The sequence below is a fragment of the Rhizobium sp. SRDI943 genome (assembly GCF_057653695.1).
Genome location: NZ_CM172787.1, coordinates 4,643,880 through 4,662,637, shown reverse-complemented (window position 1 = coordinate 4,662,637; position 18,758 = coordinate 4,643,880). Strand labels below are relative to the sequence as shown.

Sequence of the window (18,758 nt, the reverse complement as noted above, 5' to 3'; positions counted from 1 at the left end):
GAGAGGGAAGAGGGAAAGACATGACAAGTTACGTATTGACGGTATCCTGCAAATCGACGCGCGGCATCGTGGCGGCGATTTCGAGCTATCTGGCAGACAAGGGCTGCAACATCGTCGACAGCTCGCAGTTCGACGATCTCGATACCGGCAGGTTCTTCACGCGCGTCAGCTTCATCTCCGAGGAAGGCGTGCCGCTTGCCGAACTCAAGGAAGGCTTCGAGCCGATCTGCAAGCGGTTCGCCATGGATGCCGAGATCCATGACGGCAGTGCCCGCATGAAGGTGCTCTTGATGGTGTCGCGCTTCGGCCATTGTCTGAACGACCTGCTTTACCGCTGGAAGATCGGCGCCCTGCCGATCGATATCGTCGGCGTCGTCTCCAACCATTTCGACTACCAGAAGGTCGTGGTCAACCACGACATTCCCTTCCACCACATCAAGGTGACGAAGGAGAACAAACTGCAGGCTGAAGGCCAGATCATGGATATCGTCGAACAGACCGGCACCGAGCTGATCGTGCTGGCGCGCTACATGCAGGTGCTTTCGGATGCGATGTGCCAGAAGATGTCCGGGAAGATCATCAACATCCACCATTCCTTCCTGCCGAGCTTCAAGGGCGCCAACCCTTACAAGCAGGCCTATCAACGCGGCGTGAAGCTGATCGGGGCGACGGCGCATTACGTCACCGCCGATCTCGACGAAGGCCCGATCATCGAGCAGGACACGGCGCGTATCACCCATGCGCAGTCGCCCGACGACTACGTCTCGATCGGCCGCGATGTCGAAAGCCAGGTGCTGGCGCGCGCCATCCATGCGCATATCCATCACCGCACCTTCCTGAACGGCAACCGCACCGTGGTCTTCCCGGCAAGCCCCGGCGGCTACGCCTCCGAACGCATGGGCTGAGCGCAGCCCTGCATCTCTTTTGCTGGCAAACGACAATCCCCGTTGCCTGCCAGCGGCAAGTACTTGATTATCTCATTCAATAGGTAATCGAATCATGCTGCGGGAGGGGTGTCATGACCGACGAGGCGCTTGTTGATCGCATGGCGCTGCCGCGCCCCGATGTGACCGCCACTGATGCGGAAGAGATCCTCCTTGCTCATTACAGCCTATCCGGCACGCTTGCCGAACTCGGCAGCCAGCAGGATCGAAACTATCGCGTCGATAGCGAGAGGGGTCGCTACGTCCTGAAGATCTGCCACGCCGCCTACGATATCCGTGAGCTCGAAGCACAGAATGCGGCGATCCGTCACCTCAAAAGCCGGCAAGATGCGCCGCGCGTTCCGAAGGTGATCCCCACCAATGAGGGGCGGGAGATCGTCGTCCTTACCGTGCGCGGGCAGGGCTATCAGGTCCGGCTGCTGGAATATCTGGAAGGCGAGGGGCTGACGGAGCTGACCTATCTAGCGCCGGCTTCCGTGGCGGCGCTGGGCGCGCTCTGCGCCAGGCTGGCGCAGGCGCTTGCCGATTTCAACCATCCCGGTCTCGACCGCAGCCTGCAATGGGATCTCAGACGGGCAGGTCCCGTTGCCGTGCAGCTGCTTTCGGCCATCACCGACAGTGCGGCGCGCGACCGGATCGCCAAGACCATGGTGATGGCCGTCCGCCGCATCCAGCCGTTGGCGCCGGCGCTTCGGCTACAGGCCGTGCATCACGACGTCACCGGCGACAATGTCGTCGGCCACCGTGACGCCCATGGCCATATCATCCCCGACGGGGTGATCGATTTCGGCGACATCATCCGCGGCTGGCTGGTCGGCGATCTCGCCGTCACCTGCGCTTCGCTGCTGCATCAGGCCGATGGCGACCCCTTTCATATTCTGCCCGCCGTCACCGCCTATCAGGCGATCTATCCGCTGAGCGAGGAGGAACTGAAGGCGCTCTGGCCGCTGATCGTCGCACGCGCGGTCATTCTCGTCGCCAGCGGCGAGCAGCAGATTTCGGTCGATCCCGACAATGACTATGTCCGCGACAGTCTCGACCGCGAGCGGGCGATCTTCGATACGGCGATGTCGGTTCCCTTCGATCTCATGGAAGCCGCGATCCTCAAGGCAGCCGGCGTAGATGTCACCGCGCCGGAAACATCGGGATGGCTGCCGTTGCTGCCTGACATCGATCCCGCCGGGATCGCCTATGTCGATCTTGGGGTACGGAGCCCGCATTTTTCCGCCGGCAACTGGCTGAATACGGACATGGACTGGCGGCTGCTTGCCCGCATGGCAACCGAAAACGGTACGGCAGCGACGCGCTACGGCGAATATCGGCTTTCCCGCGCGGGAACCGCGAAGGGACAGGCGACCTGCGCTCTGCATGTCGACATATGCCTTGCCGCAGGCAGCGCGATTGCCGCGCCCTTTGCCGGCCGCATCGGCTGGAAGGACCAGCATCTGACGCTCGCCAGCGACAACATGACCCTGCATCTCGATGGGCTCGACCTCTCCGTCGAGGATGGAGCCGAGATCGCCGCCGGCGATTCGCTCGGCACTGTTTTCGGAGAGGCGTCGTCGCTCGGCGGGCTGCGCGTCCAGCTTTGCAGCGTCGCCGGTCTCGAACCGCCGCTTTTTGCGACGCCGCGCACGGCGGCGGCCTGGTCGGTGCTCTGCCCTTCGCCTTCGCTGCTTCTCAGCCCGCAAGCGGATGCGCCGCAACCTGAAACCGCCAAACTCTTCGCCAGGCGGCGGGCGCATCTCGCAAGGCCGCAGAAGAATTATTATGCGGCGCCGCCGCAGATCGAGCGCGGCTGGAAGGAGCATTTGTTCGATGTCGAGGGCCGCGCCTATCTCGACATGGTCAACAACGTCACCATTCTCGGCCATGGCCATCCCAAGCTCGCGGCGGCGATCAGCGCGCAATGGCTGCGGCTCAACACGAATTCGCGCTTTCACTACGCCGCGATCACGGAATTTTCCGAACGCATCGCCGCCCTGTCGCCGGATGGGCTCGATGCGGTCTTCCTGGTCAACAGCGGCTCGGAAGCGAACGATCTGGCGCTTCGGCTGGCGCAAGCCCATAGCGGCGCGCGCAACATGCTCTGCCTGCTCGAAGCCTATCATGGCTGGTCAGCGGCGAGCGACGCCGTCTCCACCTCGATCGCCGACAATCCGCACGCACCAACCACCCGGCCGGACTGGGTGCATACCATCGTTTCGCCGAACACCTATCGCGGCGACTTCCGTGGTCCCGATACGGCAGCGGATTATCTCGGCATGGCGACGCCGGTGCTGGAGGCAATAGATGCTGCGGGCGAAGGCCTTGCGGGCTTCATCGCCGAATCGGTCTACGGCAATGCCGGCGGCATTCCATTGCCGGAAGGCTATCTCAAGGAGCTCTATGCGCAGGTACGCGCTCGCGGCGGCCTCTGCATCGCCGACGAAGTGCAGGTCGGCTATGCCAGGCTCGGGCACTATTTCTGGGGCTTCGAGCAGCAGGGCGTCGTGCCTGATATCATCACCGTCGCCAAAAGCATGGGCAACGGCCATCCGCTCGGCGCCGTCATCACCACGCGGGAGATTGCGCAATCGCTGGAGAAGGAGGGCACTTTCTTTTCCTCCACCGGCGGCAGCCCCGTCAGTTGCATCGCCGGCATGACGGTGCTCGACATCATGGCCGAGGAAAAGCTGCAGGAAAATGCCCGGACGGTCGGCGATCATCTGAAGGCGCGGCTCGCCGCGTTGATCGACCGCCATCCGATTGCGGGCGCCGTGCACGGCATGGGCCTCTATCTCGGACTCGAATTCGTCCGCGACAGAACGACGCTGGAACCGGCGACGGAAGAGACGGCTGCAATCTGCGACCGGCTTCTCGACCTCGGCGTCATCATGCAGCCGACCGGCGATCACCAAAATGTGCTGAAGATCAAACCGCCGCTCTGCCTCAGCATCGACAGCGCGGATTTTTTCGCGGACATGCTGGAGAAGGTGCTCGAAGAAGGCTGGTGACACAGGGCTTCCAGCATTAACCAAATCGGTCATTTCGAGGCATTTCGATTTTTAATGAAACGGGGCATTGCCTCATACAGCAAGGCTTCTTATGTCTGCCGCTGTGATCGATCGAAGTTCGATTCTGTCATGCGAATTTAACGAAGAGCTGATATGTTTCTTTCTGTAAGTTCGGGCTGTGACGGAATGAATTTTTTCGGATCGTCGATATTTTGACACGTTTCGGAATATGTTTCTGACAGGCTATCAGATAATCTCTACCAAGTTAGTGGATTATAGAAGACAGCCTTCACCGGCCCCGGGCTCTACCGGGACCACTCAAGTGCAACGCCAACACAAGGAACGAGCATGATAGACATCGATATTCTCGCCGATCTCCTTGGGCGATCTGTGCTTGGCAATGACCGTCCGGGCGCCCTCTCCCGCCCGAACTGTCGAATGTGACGTTCGTCCTCCTTTCAACGGTACCAGACAAGTCAATTCGCCATGGCTGCGCATGTCGCGCGGCAGGAGTTCTATCTATGAAGAAGCAAGTTATCGAATATGCAGGCGTTCCCGTCGGGATCGTCATTCCCGATGAAGATCGGCTGAAGTTCATCGCCGTGAAATTTCATGTCCACGACCTCGACGAGCAGCGTTTCGGCTCGCCCGATGAGGTGCGGTTAGCCATCCATGACCTGATGACCCGCCGTCATCCGAAGCCGCTTCATGCCTGAGGGCATGAGGCCGCGATTAGCATTCGCGGCTTTTCCCGATGTCCGACCGGTCCCGCCACATGGGGCCGGTCTTGTTTTTTGAGGGCATTGCAGCGCCGCGCGTCTTTATCAACGCGCAAAGGCTGTAACACTTTGAATTGCTGCATAATTTTGTCCTTAAATCGATTCCAATTTAAGAAATTATGCAGTACAGTCCTACCGGCCGCCTTCCCGCATAAGGATCCGCCCTTGCCCGATCTTCTCAATCTCATCACCGATATCGAAGGTCTTTCCATTGGCCATGCGACCGACCTTGCGCTCGGTTCCGGCGTCACGGTCATCGTCTTCGACGAACCGGCCGTCGCATCCGGCACGGTGCTCGGCGGTGCGCCGGGCGGGCGCGACACCGGCCTGCTCGATCCGTCGATGACCGTCAATGCCGTGGATGCCTTCGTGCTCTCCGGCGGCTCGGCTTTCGGGCTGGATGCCGCCGGCGGCGTGCAGGCGGGCCTGCGCGAGCGCGGCCGCGGCTTTGCCGTCGGGTCGGTGCGCATCCCGATCGTGCCGCAGGCGATCCTGATGGACCTGCTGAATGGCGGCGACAAGGATTGGGGCCTTCACTCCCCCTATCGCGACATGGGCTATACGGCACTGCAGGCTGCGGCCAAGGGCACATTCGCGCTCGGCACGACAGGTGCAGGCACAGGGGCGACGACGGCCACCGTCAAGGGCGGGCTCGGCTCGGCCAGCGCCGTCAGCAGCACCGGGCATCGCATCGCGGCGATCGTCGCAGTCAATGCGCTCGGCTCCGCAACGATCGGCGACGGGCCGCATTTCTGGGCAGCACCTTTCGAAAAAGACGCGGAATTCGGCGGGCTCGGCATGCCTGATGTGGCCGACCACCGGATGCGGCTCAAGGGCATGAACACGCCGGCAACGACGATCGGCGCGGTGGTGACCGACGCGCAGCTGACGAAGGCCGAGGCGCACAGGCTTTCGCTCGCCGGCCATGACGGCCTTGCCAGGGCACTGCTGCCAGCGCACCTGCCACTCGACGGCGATACCGTCTTTGCCGCTTCGACGGCCAAGCATCGAAGAGACGACATGGCGAGCCTGATGGAGCTTTGCCACCTTGCGACCATCGTCATGGCGCGGGCGATCGCCCGTGGCGTCTACGCGGCGACCGCCCTTCCGGTCGAGGGCGCGCAAATGGCATGGCGCGACCGCTATCCGAATGGTCGTTGACTGAGATCTTTGTTTTTATCCATGTCGTTGTCCCAAAACCGCTGCGCACTTTTGGGCGACATGCTTTAGGGTCGGAACCGGAACCCCAACGTGCCGAATGGCGGAGAGACGTGAATGCAGATCCGGGCGCTGATGTATTTCGACGAGCTGGTCAGGACCAATTCGATGCGCCAGGCGGCCGAGAACCTCAATGTCGCGCCGACGGCGATCAGCCGGCAGATCGAGAACCTCGAATATCATTTCGGCGCGCCGCTCGTCGAACGCAGCGCCCGCGGCGTCAAGCTGACGGCCGCCGGCGAACTGCTTGCCGCCCGCGCCGGCCGGACGTTGCGCGAGCTCGATCATGTGCAGCAGCTGATCGAAGACCTGAAGGGCCTGCAGCGCGGCCGTGTCAGCATCTATGCCAATGGCGCCACCGTCGCCAATCTGCTGGCGCCGGCGCTTGCCGAATTCAGCCTGAAATATCCGAAGCTGCGTTTTACCGTGACGATCACCAGCGCGCGGCAGGCGGTCGATGCCGTCAACAGCGCCGAGGCGGATATTGCGGTGACGCTGTTTGCGCCACCGATGTCCGGCACCAAGGTGCGGCTACGCTCCGAGATCGCCTATGATCTCATCGCCACGCCGCAGCATCCGGCCGCCGCGCATGCCGAGATCCCGCTAAGGACGCTTGCCGACTACGCATTGGCGCTGCCGGATCAATCCTTCGGCTTCCGCCAGGCCTTCGACGCGCTGTTCGAGAAGGAAGGGCTGAGCCTCGATCCCGTCTTCGTCACCAGCTCGCTCGAAATGCTGAAGGAACTCGTGCTTAGCGGGGCTGCGGCCACGCTGCTGCCAGCACTGACCGTCCGCCGTGAGATCGAAGCGCGTCAGCTCCTTGCCATTCCGCTCGCCGGCAAGACCGGCATCCGCACCCATGTCGATCTCTGCGTCGCGCCGGACCGGCAGCTGTCTTTCGCGGCGACGAAACTCCTCGATTTCATCGAGAGGTTCATGCGCGAGCGCACGAGCCGTGCCGCCGAGACGAAAGACTGACGCTTCGAGCTTGCATTGCCCGCGGATTTGCGGTGTAGCTTTTTCGGCTACACTGAGCACACAAAATCGTCATTGTGTGTGCACTGACATAGTGCCACTCTATTCGCAAAAGGGCCTGCCATCGCAGCGTGGCCAGACAAGGGAACATGATGATCAAGTTTTCGCTTGCGCCTTCAGCGCGTTTCGCCCGGCGGCTTTCGCTCGGTGCCGCACTTTCGGCCGGCTTGGTGATGACGGCGATGACGCCGGCCGAGGCGGCAAAGACTACCCTCAATCTCGGCATGAGCGTCGAGCCGGCCGGTCTCGACCCGACGATCGCAGCACCGGTCGCGATCGGCCAGGTGACCTGGCAGAACGTGTTCGAAGGGCTGGTGACGATCGACCAGTCCGGCAAGATCCAGCCGCAGCTGGCAAAAAACTGGGAGATCTCTCCCGATGGCCTGACCTATACGTTCAAGCTGCAGACCGGCGTCAAATTCCATGACGGCGAGGCCTTCGATGCCACTGCCGCCAAGTTTTCGCTCGACCGTGCCCGTGGCGCCGATTCGGTCAATCCGCAGAAGCGCTTCTTCGCTTCGATCGCCTCGATCGATACGCCGGATGCCGAAACGCTGGTGCTGCATCTCTCTGCGCCGACCGGCAGCCTGATCTACTGGCTCGGCTGGCCAGCCTCTGTGATGGTCGCACCGAAGACGGCTGCCGACGACAAGACGACGCCAGTGGGGACCGGCCCCTTCAGTTTCGCCAGTTGGGCGAAGGGCGACAAGGTCGAACTCGCCAGGAATGCCGATTATTGGAACAAGGATGCGGCCGCCAAGCTCGACAAGGTGACCTTCCGCTTCATCGCCGATCCGCAGGCGCAGGCGGCAGCGCTGAAATCCGGCGATCTCGATGCCTTTCCGGAATTTGCCGCGCCTGAGCTGATGAGTTCTTTCGACGGCGATGCGAGGCTCGTCACCAAGATCGGCAATACCGAGCTCAAGGTCGTTGCCGGCATGAACACTGCCAAGAAGCCGTTCGACGACAAACGCGTCCGCCAAGCGCTGATGATGGCGATCGACCGCAAGACGGTGATCGACGGCGCATGGTCGGGCCTCGGCACGCCGATCGGCAGCCACTACACGCCGAACGATCCGGGCTATCAGGACATGACAAGCGTGCTGCCTTACGACGTCGAGAAGGCGAAGGCGCTGCTTGCCGAAGCAGGCTACCCCAACGGTTTCACCTTCACGATCAAATCGCCGCAGATGGCTTATGCGCCGCGCAGCGCCCAGGTGATGCAGGCGATGTTTGCCGAGATCGGCGTGACGATGAATATCGAGCCGACGGAATTTCCGGCGAAATGGGTCCAGGACATCATGAAGGACCGCAACTTCGACATGACGATCGTCGCCCATGCCGAACCGCTCGACATCGACATCTATGCGCGCGATCCCTATTATTTCAATTATAAGAACCCCGCTTTCAACGCGCTGATGAAGAAGGTTCAGGAGACGACCGATCCCGCCGCGCAGAATGCGATCTATGGCGAAGCGCAGAAGATCCTCGCCGAGGACGTGCCGGCGCTCTACCTCTTCGTCATGCCGAAACTCGGCGTCTGGGACAAGAAGCTGAAGGGCCTGTGGGAGAACGAGCCTATCCCTTCCAACGTGCTGACTGGTGTTTCCTGGGACGAGTGAGAGGGGTAGGTCAGGCGCGATGTGATGAGGTGATGGCCTTGGCGCCGGAAGCAGAACAGTCGGATATGGTCGACTCACGCGAACCTCTCGCTCCCTCATTCCTGTGCTTGTCACAGGAATCCAGTGCGCCCAAGTCCTTGGGCGCGGGAGAACCAGCTACTCATCGCATGAGAGTTATTCACGGCGCAGACGCCCCGTGGCTGGATTCCTGTGACGAGCACAGGAATGAGGGCGGGCGGGGGAGCCGCCAGGCCACATCGAAAGCGTGGCACGCATGATCCCACTCCTCGCCCGCCGCTTCGCCGGTCTCATCGTCACGCTCGTCGTCGTCTCGCTGCTGATCTTCGCCGTCATGGACCTTCTGCCAGGCGATCCCGCCTCGATCATGCTCGGCACCTCGGCAACGCCGGAGACGCTTGCGGCGCTGCGTCACAGTCTCGGCCTCGAGCAGCCGCTGCTGCTGCGTTACGGGCAATGGTTGATCGGCGTGCTATCAGGCGATCTCGGCAATTCCCTGACCTATGGCGTACCGGTCGCGGGGTTGATCGTCGAGCGGCTGGCGGTAACGCTGCCACTGGCGCTGATGGCGATCGTGCTTTCGGTGGCGATTGCCCTGCCGCTCGGCGTGCTGGCCGCCTCGCGCCGCGGCGGTGTCTTCGACATCATGGCGACGCTGTTTTCGCAGATCAGCATCGCCGTGCCCGCCTTCTGGGTGGCGCTGCTGTTGATCATCCTGTTTTCGACGATGCTCGGGCTGATGCCGGCCGGTGGCTTCCCGGGCTGGGGCGCCGGCCTGCTGCCGGCATTGCAGGCGCTGGTTATGCCCGCCGTCGCGCTGGCGATGCCGCAGGCGGGTGTGTTGACGCGGGTGGCGCGCTCAGCGGTGCTCGACACGATGCACGAGGATTTTGCCCGCACTGCCGTCGCCAAGGGGCTTTCCCGCAGTGCGGTGCTGTGGCGGCATATCGTGCCGAATGCGCTGATCCCCATCCTGACGATGATCGGGCTGCAATTCACCTTTCTCGTCGCCGGCGCGGTGCTGGTTGAAAACGTCTTCAACCTTCCCGGCCTCGGACGGCTCGCGCTGCAGGCGCTCTCCCAGCGCGATGTCATCGTCATGCAGGATGTCGTGCTATTCTTCGCAGGCCTTGTCATCGTGATGAATTTCATCGTCGATCTCTCCTATCTGGCGATTGATCCCAGGATGAGAAAGGCGGCCTGAAACATGGTACCGATCGCATCGACCGCCATTGCCAGCCGCCGCCGGATCTTTAGACTTAGCCGGCGAATGAACCTGATTTCAGGGACTGTGATCATCGGGCTGCTGGTCGCCGTCGCGCTGCTGTCGCTCGTCTGGACGCCGCTGCCGCCGGCGAAAATGCAGATCATCCACAAGCTGCAGCCGCCGCTTGCCTTCGGCCTGCTCGGCACGGACCAGTTCGGCCGCGACGTGCTTTCGATGCTGATGGCAGGTTGCTGGAATTCACTGTCAATCGCCATCACAGCGGTTATGATCGGCGGGACGCTGGGTTCGATATCAGGTATTTCGGCGGCGGCGATCCGCGGTCCTTTCGAAGCCCTGCTGATGCGCATCTGCGATGTCATCTTTGCGCTGCCGCCGATCCTGTCCGCCATGATGCTCGGCGCCTTTCTCGGGCCAGGGCGGTTCACCGCGATCACGGCGATTGCCGTCTTCATGATCCCGGTCTTTGCCCGCGTCACACTCGCGACCTCGCTGCAGGCCTGGAGCCGCGACTATGTGACGGCGGCGCGCGCCATCGGCAATACGCGACTGACCATTTCGCTGCGCCATGTGCTGCCGAATATCATCAGCCAGATCATCGTGCATGGCGCGATCCAGCTGGGGCTGGCGATCCTCACCGAAGCGGGTCTTAGCTTCCTCGGGCTCGGCATGGCGCCGCCGGCGCCGACCTGGGGCCGGATGCTTGCCGATGCGCAAACCTATCTGGCGCTCGCCCCCTGGCTGGCGATCCTGCCCGGTCTTGCCATCGCGCTCACCGTCTTCGGCTTCAACATGCTCGGCGACGGTTTGCGCGATCTGCTCGACCCGCGCGAGGCAAGCCGCTGATGTCCTCCCAAGACGAAGAGCCCGAAAGACTATGCCATGACCGAAACCGACCTTACCATCCGCGAACTCAGGCAACGCTTCGCCGATAAGAGCCTCTCCCCCCTGGAATACTGGCTGTCTCTCGAGGATCATATAGCAGCCTGGGAGCCGTCGATTTCGGCACTCTACCTCTACGATCCGGAATCGGCGCGCGCGCAGGCGAAAGCGTCGACGGAGCGCTGGGCGAAGGGAGAAACGCTTGGCTCCCTCGACGGCATCCCGGTGACGCTGAAGGAACTGATCGCCACGAAGGGCCAGCCGGTGCCATCAGGCACGAGGGCGGTGGAACTGAGGCCCGCGGACGCCGATGCGCCGGCCGCCGCCCGGCTGCGGGAAGATGGCGCGGTGATCTTCGCCAAGACCACCTGCCCCGATTACGGCATGCTTTCCTCCGGGCTTTCGAGCTTTCATCCTCTCAGCCGCAATCCCTGGAACACCACGCAGAATCCCGGCGGATCGAGTGCCGGGGCTTCTGCAGCGGCGGCGGCCGGCTACGGACCACTGCATATCGGCACCGATATCGGCGGTTCGGTGCGCCTTCCCGCCGGCTGGACCGGCATCTTCGGCTTCAAACCGAGCCATGGACGCATTCCGGCCGATCCCTATTATGTCGGGCGCTGCGTCGGGCCGATGGCGCGCACCGTCGAAGATGCGGCCTTTTCGATGGCGACGCTGTCACGCCCTGACTGGCGCGACGGCACCAGCCTGCCGCCGAACGATTTCAACTGGATGGATCTCGACATCGACCTGTCGGGCATGAAAATCGGGTTGATGCTCGATGCCGGCTGCGGCCTTGCGGTGGAGGACGAGATCAGGGCCGCGGTCGAAACGGCGGCGAAACAGTTCGAGGCGGCCGGCGCGACCATTCTATCGGTCCAGCCGGTGCTAACCCGCGCGATGCTGGATGGCCTCGACAATTTCTGGCGGTCCCGGTTCTGGGGCGATATCGCGGATCTCGACGACAACAGGCGCGACAGCATCCTGCCCTATATCAGGGATTGGGCGACGGGCGGCGCCGACATCAGCGGCGTCGATGCGGTCAAGGGCTTCAATCAGACGATCGAGATGCGCAAGAGCTGCGGACGGCTGTTCACCGAGGTCGACGCCCTGCTTTCGCCGACCAATCCGATCATCTCCTATCCGGCCGAATGGGCATCTCCGACCAATGATCCGGCCCTGCCGTTTGAGCATATCGGTTTCACGGTGCCGTGGAACATGTCGGAGCAGCCGGCCGCCTCGATCAATTGCGGTTTCTCCCGATCGGGCATGCCGATCGGGTTGCAGATCGTCGGGCCGCGCTTCGACGACATGCGGGTGCTGAGACTGTCGAAAGCCTTCGAGGACTGGACGGGCGGAGTGAGATCCTGGCCGCAGCCTCCGATCAGTTGATCGGGCGGCGATAGCCGGTCGGTTGCTCATAGAGCCAGCCGATGCGCTCGACCGCGGCCGCGAAATTCTCGCGCGCCACCGTCATGCTATGACCGTTGGCGTGCAGGATGGTTTCCGGATCTTCGAAGACGGCGACATGGCCCTTCCAGAAGACCAGGTCGCCACGGCGGATTTCGGAGCGATCGATCGGCTGGCCGAGGCCTGCCGCTTGCAGGTCGGTATCGCGCGGCGCAGCTCTGCCTGTCATCAGCATCGCCAACTGGACGAGGCCGGAGCAATCGATGCCGAGGCCGGAACGCCCGCCCCAAAGATAGGGCGTTTCCAGGAAACGGGCGACGATCTCCACATAATCGGCGCCATCGAGCGCGCCGATCGGCTGGACGTGCTTGGCGAATATCGCAGTTCCGTCCTCGAGCACGACATAGCGATTGCCGCGCGCCTCCGCCTCGCCGGCGACGTGGACGCGGCTTCCCATCGACAGGATGGCCTGGTGGGGCTTGCGCAGTTCCGGTTCCGGATAGAGGAAGGTGCGCTGCACGGTGACGATATGGGTCGGCGCCGGCCGGCCTTCCAAGAGCGCGTCTGCCTTGACATAGCCGACATACCCGTCCGAAGCGGCTTTCACCCAGCACCAGCCGCCGGCGCGATCGAAAACCGTCACATCCTCGCCGAGAAGCAGTTCGGTATCGATTCCGCGGGCAAGGTCCGGTTCAGGGCGCACGGCCAGGACAGGAACGGCGACACGCGCCGGCGCGCCTTCCGTAAAACGTGACGCCTCAACCTTGCCTTCGAGCCCCGCTTCCGCGAGATCAGACCTGTAAGCATGCAGGCGGCGGTCGAGCATCGTCATTCGCATTCCTTTCAGATCGGCAGCCGGCGAGCCTGATCTCGGATGAGATCGCCGAGCTTTTCCAGGTAGAGCGCACCGCCGACGGTGCGCTTGATGATCACGTTGCGCCGGTCGGCATCGTCACGCACACGATCGACCAGGCCCATCTCACCCATCGTATCCAAGGCGCGGGTAATGACCGGCTTGGTGACATCAAGCGTGGCGGCAAGCCCGCGCACCGTGTGCGGCGGCGGCACCAGATAAATATGCAGCAGGATCGCCATCTGACGCAACGTCAAATCGCGGTCATCGTGGCGGACCTGATCGAGCGCCGCGCCATGCCAGAGCCCCAGCGCCTGCGAGGCGGTCAGTTCGATCGGCACGGCCCCTCCGGAAGATCGTTACGCTAACGTTCCATTTTCCGGCAGTTGCTGTGGACATGCAAGAGGCGCTGGAAATTGCTGTCCGGCAAGGTGAATAAAATTTTAACGATCGGCAGCGAGGCGCAACGCGTGAACACGCGGCGCGCCTCAACGCTTTTCTGCGGATGGCGTCAGCGCAGGCTCTCGCGGATATGGTGAAAGAGTGCGCGGATCGCCTGTGCCTCGCCGCCGCCCGGCGAATGCGGCCGTTCGGACGGAGCCCAGCCGAAAATATCGAAATGCACCCAGCTCTTCGCCTTGCTGACGAAACGCTTGAGGAAGAGGGCCGCGGTGATCGCCCCCGCCATGCCACCGGCCGGCGCATTGGTGAGATCGGCGAATTTGGTGCGGATATCCTTTTCGTAGCCGGAATAGAGCGGTAGGCGCCAGAGCGGATCATCGGTTTCCAGGCTTGCTTCGGTCAGGTCATGCGCCAGATTGGCGTCGTCGGTGAAGAAGGGCGGGAGATCCGGGCCAAGCGCAACGCGGGCAGCGCCGGTCAGCGTCGCCATGTTGATCAAGAGCTCGGGCTCTTCCTCGTCGGCATAGGCAAGCGCATCGGCAAGGATCAACCGGCCTTCAGCGTCGGTATTGTCGATCTGGACGGTCAGGCCCTTGCGGCTCCGGTAGATGTCGCCGGGGCGGAAGGCATTGGACGAGATCGCGTTTTCGACGACCGGAACGATAACGCGCAGATCGACCTTCAGCTTGGCGTCCATGATCATCAGGGCAAGCCCCATGACATTCGCCGCGCCGCCCATGTCTTTCTTCATCAGCAGCATCGAGGCGGCAGGCTTGATGTCGAGACCGCCGGTATCGAAGCAGACACCCTTGCCGACGAGCGTCACCTTGCGATGACCCTTCTTGCCCCAGCGCAGCTCAAGCAGGCGCGGCGCATCGGCGCTGGCGCGGCCGACGGTATGGACCAGCGGAAAGTTCTGCTTGAGCAGGTCGTCGCCCGATATAACCGATATCTCAGCCTTGTAATGTTCGGCCAGGCCACGGAAAACGGCCTCGAGCTGGTTCGGCCCCATGTCGTTCGTCGGTGTATTGATCAGATCGCGGGCGAGAAAGACGCCGGCAAGCTGGCGCTTGATATCGGCTGCGTCGGCATCGCGGGGGATCATCAGCGTCGCCGCCGGCGACTTTTCGGATTTGTAACGGTCGAAACGGTAGCTGCCGAGCCCAAAGCCGAGGGCCAGGCGATTTGCCGTCAGCGGCGCGGTCTCGATGTGCCAGTCGCCGGCCGGCAGCGCACGGGCGAGCCTGCCGGTGATGTAAGGCTGCTCGGATGGATTGGTGCCGAGGCCGTAAAGCGCGCCGCCGAGATGGCCTTCGGCCGTCGGGATCAGCAGCAGCGACCCGCTTTCGGCCTTGTAGCCTGCCCTGCGCGCCCAATTGAGCGCGATCGGATCGATCGTGCCGGTCTCGATATGGGCAGGCGTAACGGCAAAGATCGGCAGCGTCGAACCGCCCTTCGTGTTGAAAGGAGTCGGTCTCTCGATAAACTGATAGGGGGCCATGATTGTCCTTCGGCGGTCGCAAGGAATCGTTCCTTAACGGTCTGTTAGGGTTAACAGACTATTGCTGGAGCGAAGATTACGCGTCAAACCTTTCCCTGTTCCGCTTCGAGGTCAGGCGCCGATTTCGGAATCCAGGAACGCGCCATGCCTGCCTCGCTCACCACCACATTCACGAATCGTATCCTGCAGGGCGCTGCGGCATCGCTGCTCGTCCTGGCACTCGCCGGTTGCTCGACGACCAAGGACCGGATGACAACGGGCTCGGTCCCGAAACTCACCAAGCCGGTCGAAGAGATGGACGCGATCGAGCTGCGCTCAGCGACGGACCGGCTCGGCCAGGCCTATGAAAAGAACCCGCGCGATCCCGTCACCGGCGTCAACTACGCCAATCTGCTGCGCATGAACGGTCGCGACACGCAGGCGCTCGCCGTCATGCAGCAGGTGGCGATCGCCAATCCCGCCGACCGCAACGTGCTGGCCGCCTACGGCAAGGCGCAGGCGGCGGCCGGCCAGTTTCAGCAGGCGCTCGACACGATCGGCCGCGCCCAGACGCCCGACCGTCCTGACTGGAAGCTGATCTCCGCCCAGGGCGCGATCCTCGACCAGATGGGCCGGGCAAGTGATGCCCGGCAGCGCTACCGCGACGCGCTCGACATCCAGCCGAACGAGCCCTCCATCCTTTCCAACCTCGGCATGTCCTACGTGCTGACCGGCGATCTGCGCACGGCCGAAACCTACCTGCGTTCCGCCGCCAGCCAGCCGACTGCCGACAGCCGCGTCAGGCAGAACCTTGCCCTGGTCGTCGGCCTACAGGGGCGTTTCCCGGAAGCCGAGCAGATAGCCCGGCGCGAACTTTCGCCGCAGCAGGCCGATGCCAATGTCGCCTATCTCAGAGGCATGCTCTCGCAGCAGAATTCCTGGCAGAAACTCGCCGCCAAGGACAAGACGCCGCAAGCAGCAGGCGACAGCAACACCAACTGACCGAATCATGTCGTCGGAAAGGCTTACGCCTTCAGACAGATCCTGATCTTAGCGGGCGCTCAGGCCTGAAAGAATGAGACGCAAACCCAGGCCGCCCATGACGGCACCAGCGGCCCGGTCGATCCAGCCCTTGGCGGCAAGATAGAGGCGCCGCGGATGGCGGGCCGAAAAGGCGAAGGCCACGATCGAATACCACCCCGCCTCCACGGCAAAGACGCCGAGCGGCAGCGCGACGATGAGATCGAGCGGCACCGTCCTCGGCAGAAGTGCCGCAAAGAGGCTGGCATAGACGATGATGGTCTTCGGGTTGCTGAGCTGGGTCAGCAGCGCATTCATGAAGCTCAATCTCAGCGCGCGGTTGCCGTTGACGGTGTCAGAGACTTCGAGCGGCTGACCGGCACTCCTCCAGATATTGACGGCGATATAGACGAGATAGGCGCCGCCTGCGATCTTTAGCAGGACATAGAGCCATTCGAACTGAGACAGCAGCGCCGTCAGCCCGGCAAGCGCCAGCACGGCAAAAACGACACCGCCGGCGCCCATGCCGAGTGCGGCCGCAAGGCCATCCAGCCTGGAACGCGAGATGGCGATCCTGGAGACGACGACGAAGCTCGGCCCAGGGCTCATCGCGCCGACCGCCAAGGCTGCCAAGATGCTGATGAAAATGCCCGCAGAAGACATCGGAGACCTCTCTTTTGGATTGAACGCGCGCCAGGGGCACTGCGGTTGCATCCGCTTGCCGATGGTCGTCCGTCCCGTTTACCAGCTATGCCGGTGCTGGTCACGCATGTTTGAAGGCTCCGGATCGGCCGACGGTCTTTGAGGCAACATCGTCTTCTGCCGAAAGCGGCATCCGCTTTCCGGCGCCGGCGCAACCGTCAGAACTTGTCTGCCACCTGAATGCCGGCCGGACCGAGAATGACGGCGATCAGCACCGGCAGGAAGAACAGGATCATCGGCACCGTCAGCTTCGGCGGCAGGGCGGCAGCCTTTTTTTCCGCCTCGTTCATGCGCTCGTCGCGTCCTTCCTGGGCAAGAACGCGCAGCGCCTGTGCAACCGGCGTACCGTAGCGATCGGCCTGGATCAGCGCCTGAGTCACCGATCGAACCAGCTCGATCTGGGTGCGCGTGGCAAGATTTTCGAGCGCCGCACGGCGATCCGGCAGGAAGGAAAGCTCGGCCGTGGTCAGCACCATCTCCTCGGCAAGCGCCGGCGACTGCTCGCCGAGCTCTTCCGACACACGGCGCATCGCGGCCTCGATCGAGATGCCGGATTCAACGCAGATCAGCATCAGGTCCAGCGCATCCGGCCAGGCGCGCTTGATCGAGTGCTGGCGCTTGCCCATGCGGTTCGAGATGAAGATATTCGGCGCGTAGAAGCCGAGATAACCGACGCCGATGACGGCGAAGAGGCGGATCGGCGTGCCCTTTTCGGCGAGATTGCCGAGGCCGAAGACCCAGACAGCGGCAAGCGTCAGGAACAGGAAAGGCAGCAGGAAACGCGCCACCAGGAAGGTATTCAGCGCATTCTCCGATCGGAAGCCGGCGGCACGCAGCTTGTTGACCGTGTTTTCGTCGACCAGCGCCTTGCGCAGGTTGAAGCGCTCGACGATCTGACGGACCGAGCGGTTGTTCTGGTTCCTGAGCGAGGCCTTGCCGGCGCCGGTTTCCGTGTTCATGCGGGCGCGTTCGCGGGCACGGATCTGCTCGCGCTCCGTGGAAACAGCCTTCATGCGCTTGTTCAAATCGCCGCGCTCGAAAAAGGGAATGGCGATCGTGTAAAAAGTGGCGAAGACGGCAATCGCGACGAAGAGGGCGATCAGCATGCTCGGATTGGTCAGCGTTGCGGCAAGATCCTGCGACATGGTGCGTCCTTCCGGCTAGATGTCAAAATTGACCATGTTGCGCATGACGAAGATGCCGATCGACATCCAGATCGCCGAGACACCCATGATGAAATGGCCGCGCGGATCGGTGAAAAGGATCATCATGTAGTTCGGCGACGTCATGTAGACGAGCGTCGCGACGATGAAGGGCAGAGCCCCGATAATGACGGCCGACGCCTTGGCTTCCATCGAGAGCGCCTGGACCTTGGCCTTCATCTTCCTGCGCTCACGCAGCACCTTGGAGAGGTTGCCGATCGCTTCCGACAGATTGCCGCCGGCCTGCGACTGGATGGCGATGACGATGGCGAAGAAGTTGACTTCCTGGAGCGGCATGTGGATCGTCATGCGCGCGCAGGCGTCGGGGATACTCAGGCCTACCTGCTGCGCCTCGATCACCCGCAGGAACTCGCTCTTGACAGGCTCGGTGCCTTCGGTGGCAATAAGGCGGATCGCATCGTTGAGCGGCAGGCCCGATTTGATTGAGCGCGTAATAACGTCAAGCGCATTGGGGAGTTCGTTCAAAAACTTGGTCTGGCGGCGCTTGATCAGGAAGCCAACGACCCAGCGCGGCAGGCCGAGACCGGCGACGACGGCGATACCGACCATGACCATCCACGATGCGCCGACGACCAAGGCGACGAGAAGCAGCATGGAGGCGAAGACGGCGCTGATGAGATAGAATTTCGCCGCCGTGATCGTCAGGCCGGCCTGCACCAGCCGCGCCTTCATCGACACGGTCTTCTTGGTCTTTTCGTGCTGGCGCTTTTCCAGATCCTTCAGATTGTCCTGCACCGATTTACGGCGCTTCGACAGCTCTTGCACCCGGTCACGGGCAGCCTTGACCTTGACCCGGTCGCTTTCGGCCGATTTGACGCGATTGATGCGGCTTGCCGATTTCTTGTCGGCCTCGATCTTCGAAAACAACAGGGCATAGGCGACCGCCGCCGCGGAGACGGCGGCGAGGACGACGATTGCCAATACTATCGGATCGAACCCGAACATCTCG

General features: G+C 62.6%; 16 protein-coding genes. 10 read left to right on the top strand and 6 right to left on the bottom strand.

Features of this window, described 5'->3' with window-relative positions; all coding sequences use genetic code 11:
- Window positions 1–20 precede the first annotated feature (20 nt).
- The 9 genes from purU (at window position 21) to AC245Y_RS23145 (ending at window position 12,111) form a co-directional block, all read left to right on the top strand.
- Window positions 21–905, top strand: coding sequence for a formyltetrahydrofolate deformylase (purU, locus tag AC245Y_RS23185; protein ID WP_012759747.1), 885 nt, complete (start codon window positions 21–23; stop codon window positions 903–905).
- 113 nt (window positions 906–1,018) lie between these two features.
- On the top strand, window positions 1,019–3,940 hold the full coding sequence (locus tag AC245Y_RS23180; protein ID WP_017995721.1) for an aminotransferase: 2,922 nt from the start codon (window positions 1,019–1,021) through the stop codon (window positions 3,938–3,940).
- Window positions 3,941–4,461: 521 nt separating this feature from the next.
- Window positions 4,462–4,656 (top strand): hypothetical protein, encoded by a 195-nt coding sequence (locus AC245Y_RS23175; RefSeq protein ID WP_003544544.1) that lies wholly within the window; start codon window positions 4,462–4,464, stop codon window positions 4,654–4,656.
- A gap of 228 nt (window positions 4,657–4,884) precedes the next feature.
- On the top strand, window positions 4,885–5,880 hold the full coding sequence (locus tag AC245Y_RS23170; protein WP_012759745.1) for a P1 family peptidase: 996 nt from the start codon (window positions 4,885–4,887) through the stop codon (window positions 5,878–5,880).
- Between the two features lie 114 nt (window positions 5,881–5,994).
- Window positions 5,995–6,915 (top strand): LysR substrate-binding domain-containing protein, encoded by a 921-nt coding sequence (locus tag AC245Y_RS23165; RefSeq protein ID WP_012759744.1) that lies wholly within the window; start codon window positions 5,995–5,997, stop codon window positions 6,913–6,915.
- Window positions 6,916–7,064: 149 nt separating this feature from the next.
- Entirely contained in the window at window positions 7,065–8,594 is a 1,530-nt protein-coding gene (locus tag AC245Y_RS23160; RefSeq protein WP_017995720.1) for an ABC transporter substrate-binding protein, read from the top strand.
- A gap of 274 nt (window positions 8,595–8,868) precedes the next feature.
- The gene (locus tag AC245Y_RS23155) at window positions 8,869–9,816 is read left to right on the top strand and encodes an ABC transporter permease (RefSeq protein WP_017995719.1); all 948 of its coding nucleotides are present in this window, start codon (window positions 8,869–8,871) and stop codon (window positions 9,814–9,816) included.
- A 3-nt stretch (window positions 9,817–9,819) separates the two neighbouring features.
- Window positions 9,820–10,683, top strand: coding sequence for an ABC transporter permease (locus AC245Y_RS23150; RefSeq protein WP_017995718.1), 864 nt, complete (start codon window positions 9,820–9,822; stop codon window positions 10,681–10,683).
- Window positions 10,684–10,719: 36 nt separating this feature from the next.
- A complete protein-coding gene (locus AC245Y_RS23145) occupies window positions 10,720–12,111 on the top strand; it encodes an amidase (RefSeq protein ID WP_017995717.1) in 1,392 nt (463 codons plus the stop codon).
- On the opposite strand, the gene AC245Y_RS23140 is transcribed toward AC245Y_RS23145, so the two are convergent.
- The 3 genes from AC245Y_RS23140 to AC245Y_RS23130 all read right to left on the bottom strand — a co-directional run bounded on the left by AC245Y_RS23140 (window position 12,104) and on the right by AC245Y_RS23130 (window position 14,885).
- On the bottom strand, window positions 12,104–12,961 hold the full coding sequence (locus tag AC245Y_RS23140; protein ID WP_017995716.1) for a C40 family peptidase: 858 nt from the start codon (window positions 12,959–12,961) through the stop codon (window positions 12,104–12,106). The two genes, AC245Y_RS23145 and AC245Y_RS23140, sit on opposite strands and share 8 nt — an antisense overlap.
- Before the next feature lie 11 nt (window positions 12,962–12,972).
- The gene (locus tag AC245Y_RS23135; RefSeq protein ID WP_003544522.1) at window positions 12,973–13,323 is read right to left on the bottom strand and encodes a MarR family transcriptional regulator; all 351 of its coding nucleotides are present in this window, start codon (window positions 13,321–13,323) and stop codon (window positions 12,973–12,975) included.
- Window positions 13,324–13,493: 170 nt separating this feature from the next.
- Window positions 13,494–14,885 (bottom strand): leucyl aminopeptidase, encoded by a 1,392-nt coding sequence (locus tag AC245Y_RS23130; RefSeq protein WP_017995715.1) that lies wholly within the window; start codon window positions 14,883–14,885, stop codon window positions 13,494–13,496.
- A 144-nt stretch (window positions 14,886–15,029) separates the two neighbouring features.
- Here AC245Y_RS23130 and AC245Y_RS23125 point away from each other — a divergent pair, with 144 nt between their 5' ends.
- Window positions 15,030–15,866 carry a tetratricopeptide repeat protein gene (locus AC245Y_RS23125; RefSeq protein WP_012759736.1) on the top strand — a complete coding sequence of 279 codons (837 nt, stop codon included), beginning with the start codon at window positions 15,030–15,032 and terminating at the stop codon, window positions 15,864–15,866.
- Window positions 15,867–15,914: 48 nt separating this feature from the next.
- Here the strand turns inward: AC245Y_RS23125 and AC245Y_RS23120 are convergent, their stop codons facing one another.
- The 3 genes from AC245Y_RS23120 to AC245Y_RS23110 all read right to left on the bottom strand — a co-directional run bounded on the left by AC245Y_RS23120 (window position 15,915) and on the right by AC245Y_RS23110 (window position 18,754).
- A complete protein-coding gene (locus AC245Y_RS23120; protein WP_012759735.1) occupies window positions 15,915–16,547 on the bottom strand; it encodes a LysE family translocator in 633 nt (210 codons plus the stop codon).
- A 197-nt stretch (window positions 16,548–16,744) separates the two neighbouring features.
- The gene (locus tag AC245Y_RS23115; RefSeq protein WP_012759734.1) at window positions 16,745–17,731 is read right to left on the bottom strand and encodes a type II secretion system F family protein; all 987 of its coding nucleotides are present in this window, start codon (window positions 17,729–17,731) and stop codon (window positions 16,745–16,747) included.
- Between the two features lie 15 nt (window positions 17,732–17,746).
- On the bottom strand, window positions 17,747–18,754 hold the full coding sequence (locus AC245Y_RS23110) for a type II secretion system F family protein (protein ID WP_012759733.1): 1,008 nt from the start codon (window positions 18,752–18,754) through the stop codon (window positions 17,747–17,749).
- Window positions 18,755–18,758: the final 4 nt, after the last annotated feature.

What these genes read in the sequence shown, in the direction of transcription:
- purU (WP_012759747.1), top strand. Translation starts at nt 21, where the DNA reads ATGACAAGTTACGTATTGACGGTATCCTGCAAATCGACGCGCGGCATC.
- AC245Y_RS23180 (WP_017995721.1), top strand. Translation starts at nt 1,019, where the DNA reads ATGACCGACGAGGCGCTTGTTGATCGCATGGCGCTGCCGCGCCCCGAT.
- AC245Y_RS23175 (WP_003544544.1), top strand. Translation starts at nt 4,462, where the DNA reads ATGAAGAAGCAAGTTATCGAATATGCAGGCGTTCCCGTCGGGATCGTC.
- AC245Y_RS23165 (WP_012759744.1), top strand. Translation starts at nt 5,995, where the DNA reads ATGCAGATCCGGGCGCTGATGTATTTCGACGAGCTGGTCAGGACCAAT.
- AC245Y_RS23160 (WP_017995720.1), top strand. Translation starts at nt 7,065, where the DNA reads ATGATCAAGTTTTCGCTTGCGCCTTCAGCGCGTTTCGCCCGGCGGCTT.
- AC245Y_RS23155 (WP_017995719.1), top strand. Translation starts at nt 8,869, where the DNA reads ATGATCCCACTCCTCGCCCGCCGCTTCGCCGGTCTCATCGTCACGCTC.
- AC245Y_RS23150 (WP_017995718.1), top strand. Translation starts at nt 9,820, where the DNA reads ATGGTACCGATCGCATCGACCGCCATTGCCAGCCGCCGCCGGATCTTT.
- AC245Y_RS23145 (WP_017995717.1), top strand. Translation starts at nt 10,720, where the DNA reads ATGACCGAAACCGACCTTACCATCCGCGAACTCAGGCAACGCTTCGCC.
- AC245Y_RS23140 (WP_017995716.1), bottom strand. Translation starts at nt 12,961, where the DNA reads ATGACGATGCTCGACCGCCGCCTGCATGCTTACAGGTCTGATCTCGCG.
- AC245Y_RS23130 (WP_017995715.1), bottom strand. Translation starts at nt 14,885, where the DNA reads ATGGCCCCCTATCAGTTTATCGAGAGACCGACTCCTTTCAACACGAAG.
- AC245Y_RS23125 (WP_012759736.1), top strand. Translation starts at nt 15,030, where the DNA reads ATGCCTGCCTCGCTCACCACCACATTCACGAATCGTATCCTGCAGGGC.
- AC245Y_RS23120 (WP_012759735.1), bottom strand. Translation starts at nt 16,547, where the DNA reads ATGTCTTCTGCGGGCATTTTCATCAGCATCTTGGCAGCCTTGGCGGTC.
- AC245Y_RS23115 (WP_012759734.1), bottom strand. Translation starts at nt 17,731, where the DNA reads ATGTCGCAGGATCTTGCCGCAACGCTGACCAATCCGAGCATGCTGATC.
- AC245Y_RS23110 (WP_012759733.1), bottom strand. Translation starts at nt 18,754, where the DNA reads ATGTTCGGGTTCGATCCGATAGTATTGGCAATCGTCGTCCTCGCCGCC.